We start from the raw sequence: 17273 nt of genomic DNA, 5'->3' as shown, positions 1-17273 counted from the left end.
TTGTTGCGCGGTGGATGCCGGGACAAGCCCGGCATGACGTTCGCGATTGGGGAAATCGTCAGAAATCCTTCTGATATTTGACGCTCGCGCCAGTCCCGCTGAACGACCCCGTCTGCGACAGGATGCTGAGGCTCTTGGTCAGCGCGATCTCCAGCTGGGTCGCGGTGAAGCCCTTCGCGTCGGTGATGATCTCCACATAGATATTGTCGGTGATGTACTTGCCCGCCGCGAGTGCCGTGCCGCGGCCGCTGGCCTGGTCCGCGCCCAGGATCCGCAGGCGGTCGATGCCAGCCGCCCCACGCAGCTTGCCGAGCGGATTGAGGCCCCCACCCCCGCCACGCAGCGAATTGAGCGCGGCGGCAAGCTGCAGCGCCTCGATCGCCGACAGATTCTGCGGGCTCGATCCGAACAGCAAACGACTCAGCACTTCGTCCTGCGGCAAGGCGGGCGACGAGGTGAAGGCCACTTGCGGACGCTGGCCGGTGCCGGTGATGTTGATGATCGCGTTGATGCCGTTGGTCGTGGTCGAGGCGGAGATGTCGAGCGTCGGATCGGACAGCACGCCGCCACTGAAGCGGACGTTACCGCGATTGATGTCGAACCGCTTGCCCGCGAAATTATAGGTACCGCGCACGATCGTCGCGCTGCCATTGACCTTCGGCGTCGTCGCGGTGCCGGACACACGCATTGCCAGACTCCATTCGGATTCGAGGCCCATGCCCTCGACGAAGACCTGGTCGTTGGCGCGGATGCGGATATCGAGCGCGAAATTGCTCGGCGGCTTGGGCGCGATGTGCGGCCGCGGCGGGTCGCTCTTGCGGCGGATGCCCTTGAGTTCCTCGACTTCGGCCTGTCCCTGATAGACCACCTGATAGCGGGCGTTGGGAATGGTCAAGTCGCCCTTGACCAGTCCGCCGTCCCTGCCGTTGGTCACGGTCAGCGTGCCGGTGGCGGTTGCCCCCAGCGAATCCCCGCTCGCCAGCGTGGCCCTGTTGAGTTTCGCCGTCWGGCTCATCGGGAAATTCTGGTCGGCCGACAGGCCGACCCAGCCGCTCGCCTCGACCGTGCCGTCGCCCGCTTTCGCGTTCAACTGGCTGATGTCGAACCGGTCGTTGGTGAAGCGGCCCGCGAGCTTCATCTGCGTCAGCTTGGTGCCGTAATTCGAGTTGATATAGGTCAAATTGTCGCCGCGCACGATGCCGTTGAGCTGCGGCGATCCCAACCGGCCGGAGAAATCCGCCGCGACGACCACCCCGCCGGCGACCTGCTGGCCCGCCAGGCCAGAGAGCGAGAACAGCACGCCGGACGGCCCGTTATAGCGGATCCCACCCGACAGCGGCGCGGCATAGAGCCGGTCCATCCAGCTCGCGCCGCCGCCCAATGGCGCCAGCCGCGCCTGCAAGCGGCCGACCGTCGTCACCCCGCGCTTGACGAGCGCGCGCATATCCCCGCCCGCCTCGGTCAGCCGGCCGACTACCTGGATATCGACCGGCTCGGAGACGATCACCGCGCTCGATCGCGTGAAGTTCGTGATCGTCAGACGCGTATCGATATTGGGCACGTTCGCGCCCGCCGGCTGGACGTAATCCACGCTGCCGGTCGCGCTGCCGTCGATGCCGAGATCGGGGAACAGTGCATTGGCCACCGACAGGTCGAGCTTGTCGAGCCGCGCCTGCATCGACAGCCCCTTGCCATAGGAGCCGGCGATCCGGGCGCTGCCCTTGTCGAAATCGAGCTGGCTCGGGAGCAGGCGGTATTCGCCGTTCAGCGGCTCGATCTGCGCCGCGCGCGGCGTGCGGAAGCCGATCCCGTTGGCCTTGCCCGATACCGCCACCAGCCACAATTTGGGCTGGAGCCGGGCATTGATGCCCATGCTGAACGGAACGCCCGACGACCCCGCCAGCACTGCCTGGGCAGTACCGCTGCCGTTCGAATAATCGATCTTGGCGCGTGCCGCCTGGAACACCGTCGCGCCATAGCGCATGTTGCCGACCTGGATGTCGGCCAGCACGCGCGGCGCGTTCGGGTAGAGCACCACGCTGGCGCTGACGATCGCGCGACCAATGGTGAAATCCTCATTGCCCGGGATCGTCGCGTTATAGGCGCGCGCGGCGATGTCGGCGCGCTGCACCTTGCCCTCCGCGCCGAGCGTGGCGGTGCCGTTGATCCCCGATCCGGCGAATTGCAGCTTGCCCGCGAACGGTCCCGCCGCGGTCTGTTGCAGCGCACCGGTCAGGTTCATGCCCGCGAACGTACTGCCCTGGTTGACCTGGATCGCCAGCGTCTTGCCGCTGCGCACCAGCACGTTGGCGGCGAACGGCCCGTAATTGGTCGTACCCTTGGCGACGATGGCATAGCCATCGCCTTTGCCGCGGATCGTGGCTTCGAGCCCGGCGAGGCCGACGCCGACGCCCGGACGGGGCGCATGGATCACGATCACCGGTGCGGCGGCGGTCCCGGTCACGCGCGCATTGATCGGGCCGTAATCCTTCGAATGCGCGTCGCCGACAAAGGTGATCTGACCATTGGGCCGATAGCTGCCCGAGCCGCGATAGATGCTGAGGCGCGGCGCAGCCAGCTTGACGTTGGAGAAAGTGAAGACCCCGTCAGTGCCGTAGCCGATATCACTGGTGACGATCGCCTGGCCGCCGAGGAAGCTTTCCGCGCCCGAATTGAAGATGCGCCGGGTCCTGGCCGCGATCCGCCCTTTGATCCCGAATCCGCCCTTGGGCATCGACACCAATTTGGCGTCAGTGGTCAGGTCGACAATGCCGATCCCGTCGATCGTATAATTGTTGACCCGCCCCTTCAGTGCCCCGGTATAGTGCCCGCTCGGCAGATCGGCGACGACGATCGCGGTGGCGTCGATCTTGTCGGATTTGAGCTTCAGATTGTCGGACAGAAGCTTGCCGTTCGAATAAGCGAAGTCGCCGACCGCGGTGACATTGGTCAGCAACATGCCGGCAGCCGCATTCAATCCGGTGACGCGGCGGGCGCGCGCGTTGACCGGGATCAGGACATGCTTGGCATCGACCGTCGCCTTGCCCGAGGCGGTCAGCCCTTCCAGGCCGGTCCCGCTGAACGCGATCGCCGCGGCGCTGAGATTGTAGCCGATGGTCGGGGTCGCGAACGGCCCGTCGAGCGTCCAATGCGTCATCACGTCGCGCCCGGACAGATTGGGCAGCATCGCACCGGGTGTGAGCAACCGCGCGTCGATCACGAAATTGCCGAACTTGTTCTCGCCGAGATCGAGCAGTCCGCTCGCGGCCACTGCCAGCGCGTCCGACTTGAGCGTCATCCGCGTCGTCGCCTTGCGCTTCTCCAGGGTCGAGACGATGTCGACGTTCAGCCCAGGCGCGGTCAGGCGCTCGACCGGCCCTTTCAGGTACAGGCCGGGATGAGTCACGCCCTTGATCGTGAAGGTGCCGTTCTGCGCGCCGAGATCGAGATCGGCGAGCGACTGGCCGTTGAGCGCGGCGACGCCCTTCCCTTTCCACGATTTCCAGTCGCCGGCGCCGCCGATCCGGATCGCCATCGGCGCCTTGACGCCGGTCATGCTCGCGGCGACGCCGTCGGCGGGTGCGTCGAACCTGACGCGAATGCCCAACTTGTTCGCGTCGGGCTGGGCGTCGAGCACCAGCCGCAACCGATCGCCACCGGCAATTCCCGGCCCGCGTACCGCGTCGGCATTGGCGATCAGCTGCGCGCGGCGGTCGGCGATATGCGCGACGCCGTCGAGCCGGATGATATGCTGCTGTCCGGTTACCGGCGCCTTTAGCCACAGCCGGTCGACCTTCAGGCTGCCGATGTCGATGTCGATATCGGGGAGGATCGGCGTGTTGGGCGCGCTGGGCAGCAACGACGGCGAACGGTGCATTACCACGGTCGGCGCCGCCATCGAATTGACGTCGATATGGTTCCACAGGAACTGGAACGGATTCCAGTCGATCGTCGCGGTCGGCGCGGTCAGGAAAATGCCCTGGGGATCGCTGACCCTGAGGTCGAGCAATTCCATCTTGCCGTAGATCGAGCCGCGAATCCGCCCGACCTTGATGTTGAGCCCGGTCTCGGTCTTGTAGCCTTCCAGCCGCGAGACGATGAAGCGGTGGCCGGGCGCGGTATCGAGCCCGAAATAGACCATCGCGAGCAACGCCAGGATCGCGACGCAGAAAATGACCACGCCGCGTGCGAGTTGCAGCCACCAAGGCCGCTTCACCACGACGACATCGTTCTCGGGAGTCTCGACCGGGGGCGTCTCGTCGACCATCAGAAGGCCTGGCCGATCGAGATGTAGAGCGCGATCCGCGAGTCACCCTTGCGCTTGTTGAGCGGGGTCGCGACGTCGACGCGGATCGGCCCGAAATTGGTATAGAAGCGCCCGCCAATGCCCGCGCCGAATTTCCAGTCGGTGAATTTGGGCATCGAGCTGGCGTAGGAATTGCCGGCATCGATGAACGGCACGATGCCGTAATTGCCGAACCGATAGCGCGCCTCCAGCGCGAATTCGTTGACGCTGCGCCCGCCGACCGGATCGCCATTGGGATCGAACGGCCCCAGCCGCTGATAGCCATAGCCGCGCACCGACCCACCACCGCCGCCATAATAACGCCGCGACGGCGCGAGGTCATCGCGGGCAATACCCAGGATCGATCCGACTCGCCCGCGGCCGGCGATCACGATGCTGCTCGTCACCGGATAATAGACGCTCGCGTCGATCTGGGTGCGGGCATAGGGACGGATCGGCCCACGCACCGACGTTTCCGGGCTGAGCGTCAGTTTCAGGCGATAGCCCTTGGTCGGATTGAGCAGATCGTCCGACGTGTCCCACTGAATGTTGAGCGGCAGCGCGGCGATGAAATAGGTGCCGCGTTGGCGCTTGCCGGCATTGAAATTATAGACGCTCTCGTTGGTCCCGGTCAGCTCGAAGCCATAGCCATACGTGATCCGCTTCTGCCAGATCGGCGTCGAATCGTACGAGACGCGGCCGAACAGCGACAGGGTCGCGGCGTCGAAGGCGTCGTAATTGTTATGCCCCGCGCTGAGCCCGAACGACAGCGTGCGATCGCGCTGATTCCAGTTCGAGCGACGGAAAGTGACCGTCCCGCTCTGTTCCTGCGTGCCGGCGACCGCGCCGACGATGAACGCGCCTTCGGGCGGGAAAGCATTGCGCGCGGTGAAGGTGCCTTCGACCTTGATCCCCTCGCCCGTGCTGTAGCCTCCGGTCGCCGCGATCGACCGCGTCCGGCCGACCCGCTGGGTCACCGCCAGGTCGACGATCCGGGTACCGTCGGGGGCGGTCTTGCCGGTATCGACCGGCTCGACCGTCACGGTGGAGAACAGCCCCGTCGCGACCAGCGCTTTCCTGAGATCGTCGACCTTTTCGGTGTCGTAGAGCTGGCCCGGCTTGAAGCGGCGCAGGAGGCGGATGTGATCGGGCCCGAAGGCAAGCCGCCCGCTCGTGCTGACATCGCCGAAACTCGACCGCGGTCCGGTGTCGACCGGCAAGGTATAATCCCCGGTAAAGGCGGCGTCATCGAGCAGGATGTCGCGTGTGCCCAGATGCACGAACGGATAGCCGTTACGTCCCATCTCCAGCGTGACATTGGCCTCGGCGCCCTGCACGCGGACCGCATCGATCGGCTCGCCGACCTTGAGCGGCAGGTTTCTGGTGATCAGGTCGCCCGGCACCACCGGCTGCGAATCCACATTGATCGACGCGAACGTGTATTGCTTGCCCGGCACCGCGTTGATCACCACGCGGACGCGGCCGGGCTGGTTGGGGATGCTCTCGACTGAGGAGAGCGCCGTCGCGTCGTAATAACCGCGCGAATGCATCAGCCGGACCGCCAATGCCTCATCCTCGCGTCCGCGCGCTGCCACCATCGCCGCGTTGGCCGCCTTGCCGTCGCCCTTTTTCAATGACGAGAAGGTCTTGAAGTCGCTGTCGAGGCCGAGGTCGCCGAGTCCGTTGACGACCGTGTCGTACCGTATCTCCGCACTCTTGCCGCCCGGCACGTCGGCGACTTCGGTCACCGGCGTCGTATTGTAGCTGTCGAGCGTCGGCAGCGGCGCGGCGAGTTCGGGCGCGGGCTCGGGTGCCGGCGGCAGCGTTCCCGGCGGCACGTCTGGAGCCGGCGCCGGCGGCGTGACGCTGGGCGGCGCCTTGTCCGCGGTCTGCGGGGTGAACGGCGCTTCCTGCGGGATCGGCTCGAGCGGCGCGTTGATGTCGTTCGACAAAGGCGGCAGCGACTTGTCGAACTGGTCGTCGGGCACGATCGGCTTGTCGCCAAGCGGATCGCTGGTCGGGGTCGGCACCGGCTTGGGCTCGCCCGATTGCCGCGCTTGATCCTGGCTCGAAGGGTCGGCCGGCGCGCTGCTGTCGGTGCGCGCCGGCGGGTTGGTCTGTTGCGCGACCAACGCTCCGGGAACAACGGCGCACGCCGCGATAGCCAGACAACAATGCGATACAAGACGCGACACGACGGCCCCTTTTCGGGGATCGTCCTTCGCCCCCTTCGCGCCTGCCAACGCGCCACAGCCCGATCGGTTCACGCTCAATCCGCCCCGACGCCCTCGGGCGCGACTTCGCTGGCCGCCGCCTCGATGCGATCGAGCATCGCCGACAAGGCAAGACGTTCGCCGGCGTCGAGCTGCTCGAGCAGCTTGGCCTCGAGCTCGAGCGCCTTGGGCGCGACCTGCTCGTAGAGCAGCCGGCCGGTGGCGGTCAGCGCGAGCAAGTGCGATCGCCGGTCGCCTTCGTTCGGCGCGCGCGCGACCAGCCCGCGCTCGACCAAAGCCTGCGCTGCCCGGCTCACCGTCACCTTGTCCATCCGCGTCGCCACACCCAGCGCCTGCTGCGTGATCCCCGGCCCTTCCGCAATAACAGCGATCAGGCGCCATTCGGGGATGCGCAGCCCGAACAGCCGGTCATAAGCGGTCGCGATCGCCGCCGACACGCGGTTGGACACGACCGAGAGCCGGTACGGAAGGAACTGATCGAGCTTCAAATCGGCCATTGCTTTGTGACGCTAGCGTGACCCTTCTCATTCGTCACCCCGGACTTGTTCCGGGGTCCAACCTTCCCAGCGGAATTCGTTCGTTGTTGCACGTTGGATGCCGGAACAAGTCCGGCATGACGGGCTTTGGCTAGCTTTGACCTGCAAGCAAAATGCCTATATAGTTTCATCTGAAACGACTTTTCCCCCTGGAGCATGTTCCAATGACCGACGCGCACGACAATCCGATGGGCCTGGACGGGTTCGAATTCGTCGAATTCACCTCGCCCGACCCGGAAAAGATGGCCGATCTGTTCGAGAAAATGGGCTTCACCCATGTCGGCACGCACAAGTCGAAGAATGTGCGCCGCTATGCCCAGGGCGACATCAACTTCCTGCTCAACATGGACGATGCCGGCCAGGTCGCTGGCTTCCGCAACGTGCACGGCCCGAGCGCCAATGCGATGGCGTTCCGCGTCGCCGACGGCGAAAAGGCGCGCGACCTCGCGCTCGAACGCGGTGCGACCGAAGTGAAGGGCGAACACGGCCCGGGCGAACTCGACATCCCAGCGATTGAGGGCATCGGCGGCGCCAACCTCTATCTCGTCGATGCCAAGTCGAAGATCTACGAGACCGACTTCGTGCCGACCGGTGCAGGCGTCGACGATCATTCGGTCGGGCTGCACACGCTCGATCACCTGACCCACAATCTCAACCGCGGGCGGATGGATTATTGGGCGAATTATTACGAGCGGATCTTCAACTTCCGCCAGATCCGCTATTTCGACATCGAGGGTCAGTCGACTGGCCTGTTCTCCAAGGCGATGACCGCGCCCGACGACAAGATCCGCATTCCCTTGAACGAAAGCCAGGACGAGCATTCGCAGATCGAGGAATTCATCAAGGATTATAAAGGCGAAGGCATCCAGCATCTGGCGCTGGCGACCGACGACATCTTCTCGACGATCGACCAGCTGCGCGCCAACGGCATCCGGTTCCAGACCGCGCCCGACACCTATTTCGACCTGATCGACAAGCGCCTGCCCGGCCATGGCCATGACGTCGCCGAGATGCGCAAGCGCCACATCCTGATCGACGGATCGCCGGAGACCGGCGGCGGTCTGCTGCTGCAGATCTTCACCGAGAATATGGTCGGTCCGATCTTCTTCGAGATCATCCAGCGCAAGGGCAATGACGGCTTCGGCGAAGGCAATTTCAAGGCGCTGTTCGAGAGCATCGAACTCGACCAGATCCGCCGCGGCGTCGTGCCGGCGAAGGCGGAGGCTTGACACTTTAACGCCCTCGCCCCTGGAAAGGGGAGAGGGATACCGAAGCTTGGCAGCTTGCTGCCTAGCGTAGGTTGGGAGAGGGGTTGAGCGAGCCGCAGGCTCGCGCCGAGCTGCGCTCGGCACACCCCTCTCCCAGCTCCGACTAGGGCCGCGCGACAGCGCGACCCAAGTCTGCGCAACCCTCTCCCCTCGTCCCGAGGGGCGAGGGAGGAGATGGTGATGACAAACTACCAAACCGGCTTCGGCAACCATTTCGCGACCGAGGCGATCCCCGGCGCATTACCCGTCGGTCGCAATTCGCCGCAAAAGCCCGCTTTCGGCCTGTACACCGAGCAACTCTCAGGCACAGCGTTCACCGCACCGCGTCACGAAAACCGTCGCACCTGGCTCTACCGCTTGCGCCCTTCGGCCGCGCACCCTGCCTTCGTCCGCTACCAGGGCGCCAAGCGCTTCGCCCCCGGCCTGTCGAAATCCCCCCTCGCTCCCAACCGCTTGCGCTGGCGGCCGCTCGAAGAAGCGACCGACGCCGACTGGCTCGACAGTCTGACGACGATGGTCGTCGCCGGCGACGGCCCGCGCACCCAAGCGGGGGTGGCGATGCATCTCTATCACGCCACGCGCGACATGACCGACCGCGCCTTCGCCTCGGCCGATGGCGAGCTGTTGATCCTGCCCGAGCAAGGTGCGCTGCTCCTGCTGACCGAAATGGGCCGGATCGACCTCGCGCCGGGCCAGGTTGCGGTGATCCCGCGCGGCGTGCGCTTCCGCGTCGAACTGCCCGACGGACCCGCGCGCGGTTATGTCGCCGAAAATCACGGCCAGCCGTTCCGCTTGCCCGACCTCGGCCCGATCGGATCGAACGGCCTCGCCAATCCCCGCGATTTCGAGACCCCGGTCGCCTGGTTCGAAGATCGCGAAGGTGATTTCGCGCTGATCCAGAAATTCGAGGGCGCGCTATGGCAGACCGAGCTCGGCCGCAGCCCGCTCGACGTCGTCGCCTGGCACGGCAATTACGCGCCCTATCGCTACGATTTGAAGCATTTTAACACGATCAACACGGTCAGCTTCGACCATCCGGACCCGTCGATCTTCACCGTGCTGACCTCGCCCAGCGACGTGCCCGGCACCGCCAATGCCGATTTCGTCATCTTCCCGCCGCGTTGGATGGTCGCCGAGGACACGTTCCGCCCGCCCTGGTTCCACCGCAACACGATGAGCGAATGTATGGGCCTGCTCTACGGCGCCTATGACGCCAAGGCCGACGGCTTCCGCCCCGGCGCGATGTCGCTCCACAACCAGATGTCGGGCCATGGCCCCGACCTCGCCTCGTGGAAAGGTGCGAGCGAGGCCGAGCTCAAGCCGCACAAGATCGACGGCACGATGGCCTTCATGATCGAGAGCCGCTGGGTGTTCCATTGCACTGACTATGCGTTGGAAACGAGCGCGCTCGACGAGGATTACGATCAGGTCTGGTCGGGATTCCCCAAGGCGGAATTGCCCTAGCGCTAACGATCAATCGTCGTCTTCGTCGCCTTTGGTCAGAAGGGCCTTGGCCTCCTCCGCCTTGCCGGCATCGATCAAGTGCAGAGCATCAAGCGGAATGTTTTTGGCGCGCAGGCTGTGCGGGGTGAAGGCAATTGGCTGGAGCAAGGCGCGCGCAGTGGCCGCGTCGCCGTCCAGCAGGAATTGCTTGGCGAGCGCCATGCGGACATCGTCGCTCTCCGGCGCCAGAACGGCGGCGCGCATCAGGCCTTTGATCGCGCCCGGGCTGGGCTTGGTCTTGGCGCTGACGAAGCTCATATAATAGAGATATAGCGGCATGACCTGATTGGGATCGGCGCGGTTCGCCTTGAGAAACCAGGCACGGGCTGCCGTCCACACAGCAGGATCGCTGGCCTTCGCTTCGTGTGCCCGGGCGATCCCAACGCTTCCCTTCTGGAGGAGCGCCAATACCGAATTGGGATCGACCGCCAGTGCCTTGTCGGCCGCCGCGTCGGCCTTGTCGAAACGCCTCGCCACCGTCTCGATCTCGGCAAGCTGTGCCGCGACCACCGCGTCGTCCGGATAACGCTTAGCGATGCCTTGTGCGCTCTGAGCAAGACCGATGCGATACAATTTTGTCCCACCGGTCCGCATCGCGGCATAGACCGGCAGCATCGCCGCTTCCCCGGGAGTCAGCGTCGTGACGACGGCGGACACCGGTTTGCCCGGCGGGACCCGAAGCGGCGCCAGAAGCAGACTTCGTCGATAGCCGCTGAGTTCTTTGTCGAGCGCCGCCAGATCGCCGAACGCCTGTTGCGCGGCCTTGAGGCTCGGCACGCCTGCGTTCATTGCCGAGAGATAGGCGGCAAGCTGGCCACGACGCTCCGGCTTGAGCATCAGATAATGGGTCAGTAGCCATCCATACCCATAGATCAGATCGGGATTGTCGCCGTATCCGTACTGGTTCGGATCAAACAACCGCTTCAGCGACGGTTTGGAACCGTTCAGCAACCCGTCGCCACGGTAATTGGCCGGATAGCCGATGATCAGCGACCCGTCCTTTTCGAATGACGTGTTGGCATTGAATTCGGCGAAGCCTTCCTGGAACCAATAAGGATAGGCGATCGGAAAATTCGTCGACACGAAATGGTGGGTATATTCGTGCAACAGCAGCGCCTGTGAACTCCACCCTCCCGTCTTTGCCTTGCGATCGATGTTGGGAAGGTGGAGCGTCATGATGAACGAGCTGTCGGTCCGCGCCGAATAGAAGCCTGCCATGGCGGGACAGCGGCACGCAGCAAAGAACAGGCCTTCCTTGAACGCGTAGATGGCGACGGGGCGCAGATGCTGATCGGGGTTGTCGGGCACGCCGTAGAGCAGGCGCAGCGCCGCATCGAACCGCTCCAGCCGCACCGCGAAATCGCGCGCATTCTCTTCACTGTCGTCGATTGTCAGGATGAAATGATCGGTTCGCGCGTGCCGCCATTCCGCCCTCGCTGGCGACATTATCGCCAGGATGAGCCCGATCATCACGATCAGCCTGCGCATTTTCCCCCTCGAGAAACTACCCCGTTTCCGCACGATAGGCGAACAATAGCGGTCGAGGAAGGGGCGCGGCCCGCGCGGCCCTCAGGCCGGCAATACCGTCATCGCTCGCCAGCTTATTGCGATCAGCACGGCCGCGAGCACCAGCACGCCGATCATCATAGCGAGGCTGCGCCGACCGGTAATGATCATCCACAATCCATAGGTGATCGATCCAAGTCCGAACACGATCACCGCGGCGAACACGGTCAGGATCGTCTTTCCCTGCTCCGCGGTGCCGGTGAAGGTGGTGCCGCCGGTCAGGTCGCCGGGATGCGCCATTGCGGGGGCGAGCACGGTCCAGAGATAGCCCATCAGCCCGACGAGGAAGACACCGCAGGCGAGCAGCAACCAGCCCAGCGCGCGGATGGTGCGCGGCGTCCGCATCTTCCCGCCGCAATTGGGGCAAGGGTTGACGGTCCCCTCGACCTTGGTGCGGCATGACGGCGCAAGACAAGTGCTGACGGCTGGCATCGATTTCCCCCTTTTGAACCGAGCGGTAACCAGCCGGACAATCGCACGACGGCATGACGAGTCAACGCCGGGAAATCGACATTCAGCGTTTCTTGCCGCCCCCGTTCGCCGCTGACGCTGCGCGGACCAACGCCTTGAACGCTTCCTCGTCGATCGCGTCGCCCTCGTGAAAGTCGATCGCCCGGCGGACATTGCCGTCCAGGCTCGAGTTGAACAATCGCTTGGGATCGTCGAGCGCCGCGCCCTTGGCGAAGGTGGTCTTGACCGCGTTCTTGTACGTCTCGCCGGTACAGATGATCTTGTCGTTGGCGTACCAGGTCGGCACGCCGCGCCATTTCCATTCCTCGACGATATCGGGTTCGGCGTCGCGGATCAGGGCGCGGACCCGCGCCAGAGTCGTGCCGCGCCAGTCGCCCAGCGACGCGATCCGGTCGTCGATCAATTCGGACGGCGACTTCGCGTCGGCTTCGGTCGTGGTCATCGTTCTTCCTTTTCGATCGCTCAGGCGGCATCGCGTGCGGGCGACGCCGTGCGACCCTTCGCCAGATAGGGTAGCGCGAACATGTAGAGGCCGGTTATCATCAACAGGATCAGCGGGGACAAGGCCGTCAGCCCGACCCATGTCGCCTGGCGGCCCAGCACGAGCATGACCGTATTGAAGATCACCGCCACCACGAAGACGATCGACGTCCAGCGGTGAAACTGGCGGATAGCCGAATTCCCGTTCATCCCTTCCTCCCTGATATGCTCGAAAAAACGTGGCGATCAGTCGATCCGGGCCACGACCTCGTCCAGATTGGCGAGGAATTTCTGCCAGCCGAACTTGGCGCCGGCGAAGGCCTGCTGCTGATCGGGCCGAAAGCCCGCCTGCTCCATCCGAACATGCGTGCCGGCGGCCGACGGCGTCAGCGTCCAGGTGACCACGCTCTCCAGCCCCATCGCATCCCAGCTATAGGCGAGTGCCCGCTGCGGCTCGACCTCGAGCACCTTGCAATCGACCGATCCCCAATCGCCGGTCAGCGTGAAGCGATGATCGACCGTCGGCACGAAATCGTTCTTCATCAGCCATTCCGCGATCAGATGCGGCTGGGTCAGCGCGCGCCAGAGCTTGTCGGGCGCATGCGCGAACTCGCGTTCGATCACCACGGAACGGGTTTCGGTCGAAGTCGTCGTCATTGGTCCATCCTCTTGAGCAAATCATCGAGATCGTCGAACCGGCTTTCCCAGAATTCGGTCATCTGGCTGGTCCAGTCGACCAGTGGCGCGAGCGCCTGTCGCCGCGCGGTATAATGGGTCTGGCGCCCCTCATGCCGATCGAGCACCAGGCCGGCCTTTTTCAGCACGCCGAGATGCTTGGACACCGCCGGCTGCGAGACACCTGCCATCGCGGTCAGTCCGCCGACCGTCTGCTCGCCGCCACGACACAGCCGCTCGAAAATCCCGCGACGCGTGGGATCCGCCAGGGCGCTGAAAATGACGTCGTGTTGGGTCGACATGAAACGTATAACTCTCCGGCTATGGATGCAACCCATAACCGCGAGGTTATATATCAGTCAAGAGGTGACGTGCAGCCGATCGCGCGCCCGAAATAATGCGCCGACGATGCAGGCAGCGAACAGCGCGCCCTCCACGCCCCCGGTCACGACTTGTGTGGCCAAACCGAAGTCGTGATCGCCCACCAATATGCCCAGCTGGCCGAGCCGCAAGTGCGAGCCGGGAAAGGTTCGCGCCAGCAGGTCCAGGCTGCCGCCCATCAGCCTCCCGCCCAATAGCGGCACCAGCACGCCACCCACCGCTCCGACCAGACCGGCGATAGCGATCCTGCGCCGCGTTGAAGCCGCTCGTTGCCGGCCGGCCAGCCACGCGCCCAGCCCCACCGCGCCACCGAGCAATAACCCCTCCGGCGCGCCGGTGATACCGCCCGGCGATCGGCCGAGCAGCAAGCTGAACGCATCGAGGCCAAGCAGCTTGACGATTCCCCCGATAGCCATGCCGCCAAGCGCGCCGCCGACGATGGTCGACCAACCGCGCCGAGCGAAACCGGCCACGGCAATCCCGAAGCTCACGCCGGCGCCGCCGACCAGCGCCACGACGATAGTCAGCCACAGCAGCACGAACAGCACCGACGCCCCGCCCCCGGACTCGAGCGGCTGCGATGCGGCGACGAAGCCGTAGAACAGTCCGCCGATCGCGCCGGCGATGCCCGCCCCGATCGTTCCTGCGCCGCCGAGCAACACGACCTCGCGCCAGGAATAGGAAGAGGTCGGCGATATCGGGGTCGCCGCTATCGGCTCGATGCTCGCCTGCTCTACCCAGTCGACCGGCGCGACGAAGCGATAGCCGTGCTTGGGGATGGTTTCGATGAACCGCGGATTGGCCGCGTCATCGCCGAGTTGGCGCCGCAGCGTCTTGACGCATTGGGTCAGGGCTTCGTCGGTGATCGGCACGTCGCGCCACACCTCATCCAGGAAGCGATCCTTGGTGACGAGCTTGCCGCTTTCCCGCAGCAACAGGACGAGCGCATCGAAATAGCGTGCGTTGAGCTCGACCACGGCACCATCGCGCATCAGCCGGCGCTGGGCCGGGTCGAGCTCGAAACCGTCGAAGCGAAAGCTGCCGGACGCCATTTTTCAGCGAAACCTCAGGAGTTGCTCATGCCGCTCACCGGCGAGTCCGTCAGGATGACGCCACATTCAAGCATGGAGGCGACGTGATGGCAAAGGCGATTGAACGCGGACCTGGCGTGAACCCCTGGAGGGTAGCAGGCTGGAGTCTTGCCGCGCTGTTGCTGCTGTTGCCGCTGGTGGCGATGCAATTCACGCGCGAGGTCAACTGGACGCCGTTCGACTTCGCGTTCGCCGCGATGATGATCGGTGGAGTCGGCATCGCGTTCGAATTGACGGTCAGAGCCACGCGCAACAATGCGTATCGCAGCGGTGTCGCGATCGCGCTGGCCGCGGCGTTCCTGCTCATCTGGATCAACGGCGCGGTCGGTATCATCGGCGACGAGGATAACCCGCTCAACCTGCTCTATATCGGCGTCATCGCCATCGCCTTCGGCGGCATGGCCTGGACGCGCTTCCGGGCGAGAGGCGCGGCACGCGCGATGACCTCGGCGGCGATCGCCAATGCCACGGTCGGACTGGTCGCGATCGTGGCGGGGCGCAACGACCCGCCCGGCATCGTCGGGCTGATCCTGCTGAACGGCTTTTTCGTCCTGCTGTTCCTGGGGGCATCGCGGTTGTTCGGCATCGCGGCGGCAAGCGGCGCTACGCCGAATGAGCCTGATCCGAGCGCTAACGGTCGGTAATTGCGCCGGCTCGGAGCGTCGGGCGATCTAGCATTGCAGGTGCCCGCACCAGTTCGATGGGTACGGTAGATGCCTAGGACGCCGGCGCAGCTCCGATCTGTTGCATAAGGCCCAAAAGGTCCGGCTGACCACGCTCCTCGACGATCTTGCCGTTGGAAACGCGGTAAAAATTCACAGCCTGGACAGCGATCGACTTCCCGGTGGCGGGAACGCCGAAAAAAACGCCTTGGTGCGTTCCCCGCATGGTGAAGCGCGCTGCGATCCGAGTACTGCCGGCTCCGAGCTTGTCTTCTTCGGCAATCGTCTCCTCCAGCGTCCACTGGATGTCGGGGAAACCACCGCGCATCATGCCGATGATGGCAAGATAGCCCGCAAGGCCTTGCATGGGCTCACTCTGGTTCGGGACGTGGAAGATTGCCTCATCGGCGATCAGCTCATTCCCGAGCGTTTCGTCGGCCGTATTGATGAACTCGACAAAGCGCCGCATGAATGTGTTGGCAATGATAGACATGATCGTCTCCGCGCTAGACACCGTTTGGCTGATCGCTTGCAGGTCGAGGCAAACGTCCGCGCTCACCTTCGCGGCAAGGGCGTCACTTCTGACGGCTCTCCCTTGAGGAAGCAACGTAATCGGGCAAGGAAGGGCGATGAAGTTCACTGAATATGCGGCCCGCGATGCCGTCGGCCTGGCGGAGCTGATCCGGCATGGTGAGGTCTCGCCGCTCGAGGTCGTGGACGCCGCGATCGAGGGCATCGAACTTTATGATCGCGAGATCAACGCCGTCGTCTATCGCGCATTCGATGAGGCGCGGGCGGCGGCGGAAGGGCCGCTGCCGGAAGGTCCGTTCACGGGCGTTCCCTTCCTGGTGAAAGACTTGCTGCTGCAGGTCGCGGGCTGGCCGCGTACGTCGGGCAGCCGCTATGCGGCGAATGCGGGCTTCGCGGATGCCCAGGACAGCGGCCTGATGCGCCGCTACCGAGCGAGCGGGGTCGTCCCCCTGGGTAAGACCAACCTTTCGGAGTTCGGGATCGCCGGCACGACCGAAGGAGCATTGTTCGGGCCGTGTCGAAACCCATGGGACCTTGGGCACATCGTCGGCGGATCGTCGGGCGGTTCGGCGGCAGCGGTGGCGTGCGGCATGGTGCCGATGGCGCATGGCGGCGATGGCCTTGGCTCGATCCGGATTCCCGCTTCATGCTGCGGCCTGGTCGGGCTGAAGGTGACGCGCGACCGCAATCCGGATCTGCCCGACGGCTACGATTTCGCCCAAGGCAATGTCGTAGAGCACGTGATCACCCGCACTGTCCGCGATACCGCGGTGATGCTCGACGTGACCGGCAATCCGGAACCGGGGTCGCCCTATGCCATCCCGTCGAAGGAACGGCCCTATGCGGACGAAGTCGGGCGCGATCCGGGACGGCTCCGCATCGCGTGGTCGGGCGGGACGCCGCTCGGGCGCGCGATTCATCCCGACGTGCAAGCAGTGCTCGAGGATATTGCGCGATTGCTCGACGGGCTCGGCCATCACGTGGAGGAGCGCGCGCTCGGCACCAATACGCTGAGCGACTATGTCGCCAATCTGCCGCTTGCCGGCGCGAATTTCGCCGCCGGCATGAAACGGATGATCGAGGCGATTGGGCGCGAGCCGGCAGCGGACGAGCTGGAACCGCTGACCTGGGCAGTGCTCAACGGCGCGCGCTCGGTGTCGGGTGTCGACGCGCTCTACAGCGCGCAGGAACGCCGGATGCGAGCCCGAGCGACGCTTCGCTTTTTCGAGGATTGGGACGTGTTCCTTTGCCCGGTGATGGGAACCCCACCGCCCAAGATCGGCTATCTCGATCCGATCAACGTGTCGGCGGCGGACATCCAGACGCGAAATGGCGAGGTCTATCCCTTCGCCGCCCCGTTCAACTTCACTGGTCAGCCCTCAATCTCGCTGCCGCTCGGCCAATCGCGTGAGGGTTTGCCGATCGGAATGATGTTCTCGGCGCGCTACGCCGACGAAGCGACACTGATCCGACTTGCGGCCCAGCTCGAACAAGCCTGCCCGTGGCATGACAAGCGACCGAAGCTCGGCGGGTGGGTAAACGGCGAGCAAACTTGACCGCCCATTCTCGGGGGCGCCGTTTATGGCTCCC

The 17273-nt window shown here is 64.7% G+C and carries 15 protein-coding genes; 4 read left to right on the top strand and 11 right to left on the bottom strand.

Features of this window, described 5'->3' with window-relative positions; translation table 11 throughout:
* Positions 1 to 58: 58 nt before the first annotated feature.
* The 3 genes from AC1DQQ_RS19120 to AC1DQQ_RS19110 all read right to left on the bottom strand — a co-directional run bounded on the left by AC1DQQ_RS19120 (position 59) and on the right by AC1DQQ_RS19110 (position 7016).
* On the bottom strand, positions 59 to 4267 hold the full coding sequence (locus AC1DQQ_RS19120; protein WP_478046383.1) for a translocation/assembly module TamB domain-containing protein: 4209 nt from the start codon (positions 4265 to 4267) through the stop codon (positions 59 to 61).
* A complete protein-coding gene (locus AC1DQQ_RS19115) occupies positions 4267 to 6480 on the bottom strand; it encodes an autotransporter assembly complex protein TamA (RefSeq protein WP_478046382.1) in 2214 nt (737 codons plus the stop codon). Before AC1DQQ_RS19115 ends, AC1DQQ_RS19120 begins: the two co-directional genes overlap by 1 nt.
* A gap of 74 nt (positions 6481 to 6554) precedes the next feature.
* Positions 6555 to 7016 (bottom strand): MarR family winged helix-turn-helix transcriptional regulator, encoded by a 462-nt coding sequence (locus AC1DQQ_RS19110; RefSeq protein ID WP_478046381.1) that lies wholly within the window; start codon positions 7014 to 7016, stop codon positions 6555 to 6557.
* Positions 7017 to 7219: 203 nt separating this feature from the next.
* Here AC1DQQ_RS19110 and hppD point away from each other — a divergent pair, with 203 nt between their 5' ends.
* Positions 7220 to 8284, top strand: coding sequence for a 4-hydroxyphenylpyruvate dioxygenase (gene hppD / locus AC1DQQ_RS19105; protein ID WP_478046380.1), 1065 nt, complete (start codon positions 7220 to 7222; stop codon positions 8282 to 8284).
* A 219-nt stretch (positions 8285 to 8503) separates the two neighbouring features.
* Positions 8504 to 9787: a homogentisate 1,2-dioxygenase gene (hmgA, locus tag AC1DQQ_RS19100; RefSeq protein ID WP_478046379.1), complete on the top strand. Its 1284-nt coding sequence runs from the start codon at positions 8504 to 8506 to the stop codon at positions 9785 to 9787.
* A gap of 9 nt (positions 9788 to 9796) precedes the next feature.
* Here hmgA and AC1DQQ_RS19095 read toward each other — a convergent pair whose 3' ends face one another.
* From AC1DQQ_RS19095 to AC1DQQ_RS19065, 7 genes are all read right to left on the bottom strand, one after another.
* Entirely contained in the window at positions 9797 to 11314 is a 1518-nt protein-coding gene (locus AC1DQQ_RS19095; protein WP_478046377.1) for a hypothetical protein, read from the bottom strand.
* An 81-nt stretch (positions 11315 to 11395) separates the two neighbouring features.
* Positions 11396 to 11824 carry a hypothetical protein gene (locus AC1DQQ_RS19090; protein ID WP_478046375.1) on the bottom strand — a complete coding sequence of 143 codons (429 nt, stop codon included), beginning with the start codon at positions 11822 to 11824 and terminating at the stop codon, positions 11396 to 11398.
* Positions 11825 to 11906: 82 nt separating this feature from the next.
* Positions 11907 to 12305 (bottom strand): DUF1801 domain-containing protein, encoded by a 399-nt coding sequence (locus tag AC1DQQ_RS19085; RefSeq protein WP_478046374.1) that lies wholly within the window; start codon positions 12303 to 12305, stop codon positions 11907 to 11909.
* A 20-nt stretch (positions 12306 to 12325) separates the two neighbouring features.
* Complete coding sequence (locus AC1DQQ_RS19080) at positions 12326 to 12553, bottom strand: hypothetical protein (RefSeq protein ID WP_478046372.1); 228 nt, start codon at positions 12551 to 12553, stop codon at positions 12326 to 12328.
* A gap of 36 nt (positions 12554 to 12589) precedes the next feature.
* Positions 12590 to 13000, bottom strand: coding sequence for an SRPBCC family protein (locus AC1DQQ_RS19075; RefSeq protein WP_478046370.1), 411 nt, complete (start codon positions 12998 to 13000; stop codon positions 12590 to 12592).
* Positions 12997 to 13320, bottom strand: a complete 324-nt coding sequence (locus AC1DQQ_RS19070) for an ArsR/SmtB family transcription factor (protein WP_478046368.1) — start codon at positions 13318 to 13320, stop codon at positions 12997 to 12999. The genes AC1DQQ_RS19075 and AC1DQQ_RS19070 overlap by 4 nt, the downstream gene beginning before the upstream one ends.
* Before the next feature lie 57 nt (positions 13321 to 13377).
* Complete coding sequence (locus AC1DQQ_RS19065; protein WP_478046366.1) at positions 13378 to 14451, bottom strand: winged helix-turn-helix domain-containing protein; 1074 nt, start codon at positions 14449 to 14451, stop codon at positions 13378 to 13380.
* Positions 14452 to 14537: 86 nt separating this feature from the next.
* On the opposite strand from AC1DQQ_RS19065, the gene AC1DQQ_RS19060 reads away from it, so the two are divergent.
* Positions 14538 to 15134 (top strand): hypothetical protein, encoded by a 597-nt coding sequence (locus AC1DQQ_RS19060; protein WP_478046365.1) that lies wholly within the window; start codon positions 14538 to 14540, stop codon positions 15132 to 15134.
* A gap of 73 nt (positions 15135 to 15207) precedes the next feature.
* Here the strand turns inward: AC1DQQ_RS19060 and AC1DQQ_RS19055 are convergent, their stop codons facing one another.
* Positions 15208 to 15792 (bottom strand): ester cyclase, encoded by a 585-nt coding sequence (locus tag AC1DQQ_RS19055; RefSeq protein WP_478046363.1) that lies wholly within the window; start codon positions 15790 to 15792, stop codon positions 15208 to 15210.
* Here AC1DQQ_RS19055 and AC1DQQ_RS19050 point away from each other — a divergent pair.
* Positions 15782 to 17239 carry an amidase gene (locus AC1DQQ_RS19050; protein ID WP_478046361.1) on the top strand — a complete coding sequence of 486 codons (1458 nt, stop codon included), beginning with the start codon at positions 15782 to 15784 and terminating at the stop codon, positions 17237 to 17239. The two genes, AC1DQQ_RS19055 and AC1DQQ_RS19050, sit on opposite strands and share 11 nt — an antisense overlap.
* Positions 17240 to 17273 lie beyond the last annotated feature (34 nt).

It is taken from the genome of Sphingomonas sp. P4_G3 (genome assembly GCF_056401105.1).
The sequence above is the reverse complement of the archived record's forward strand: the minus strand, read 5'-3'. Positions and strand labels throughout refer to the sequence as shown.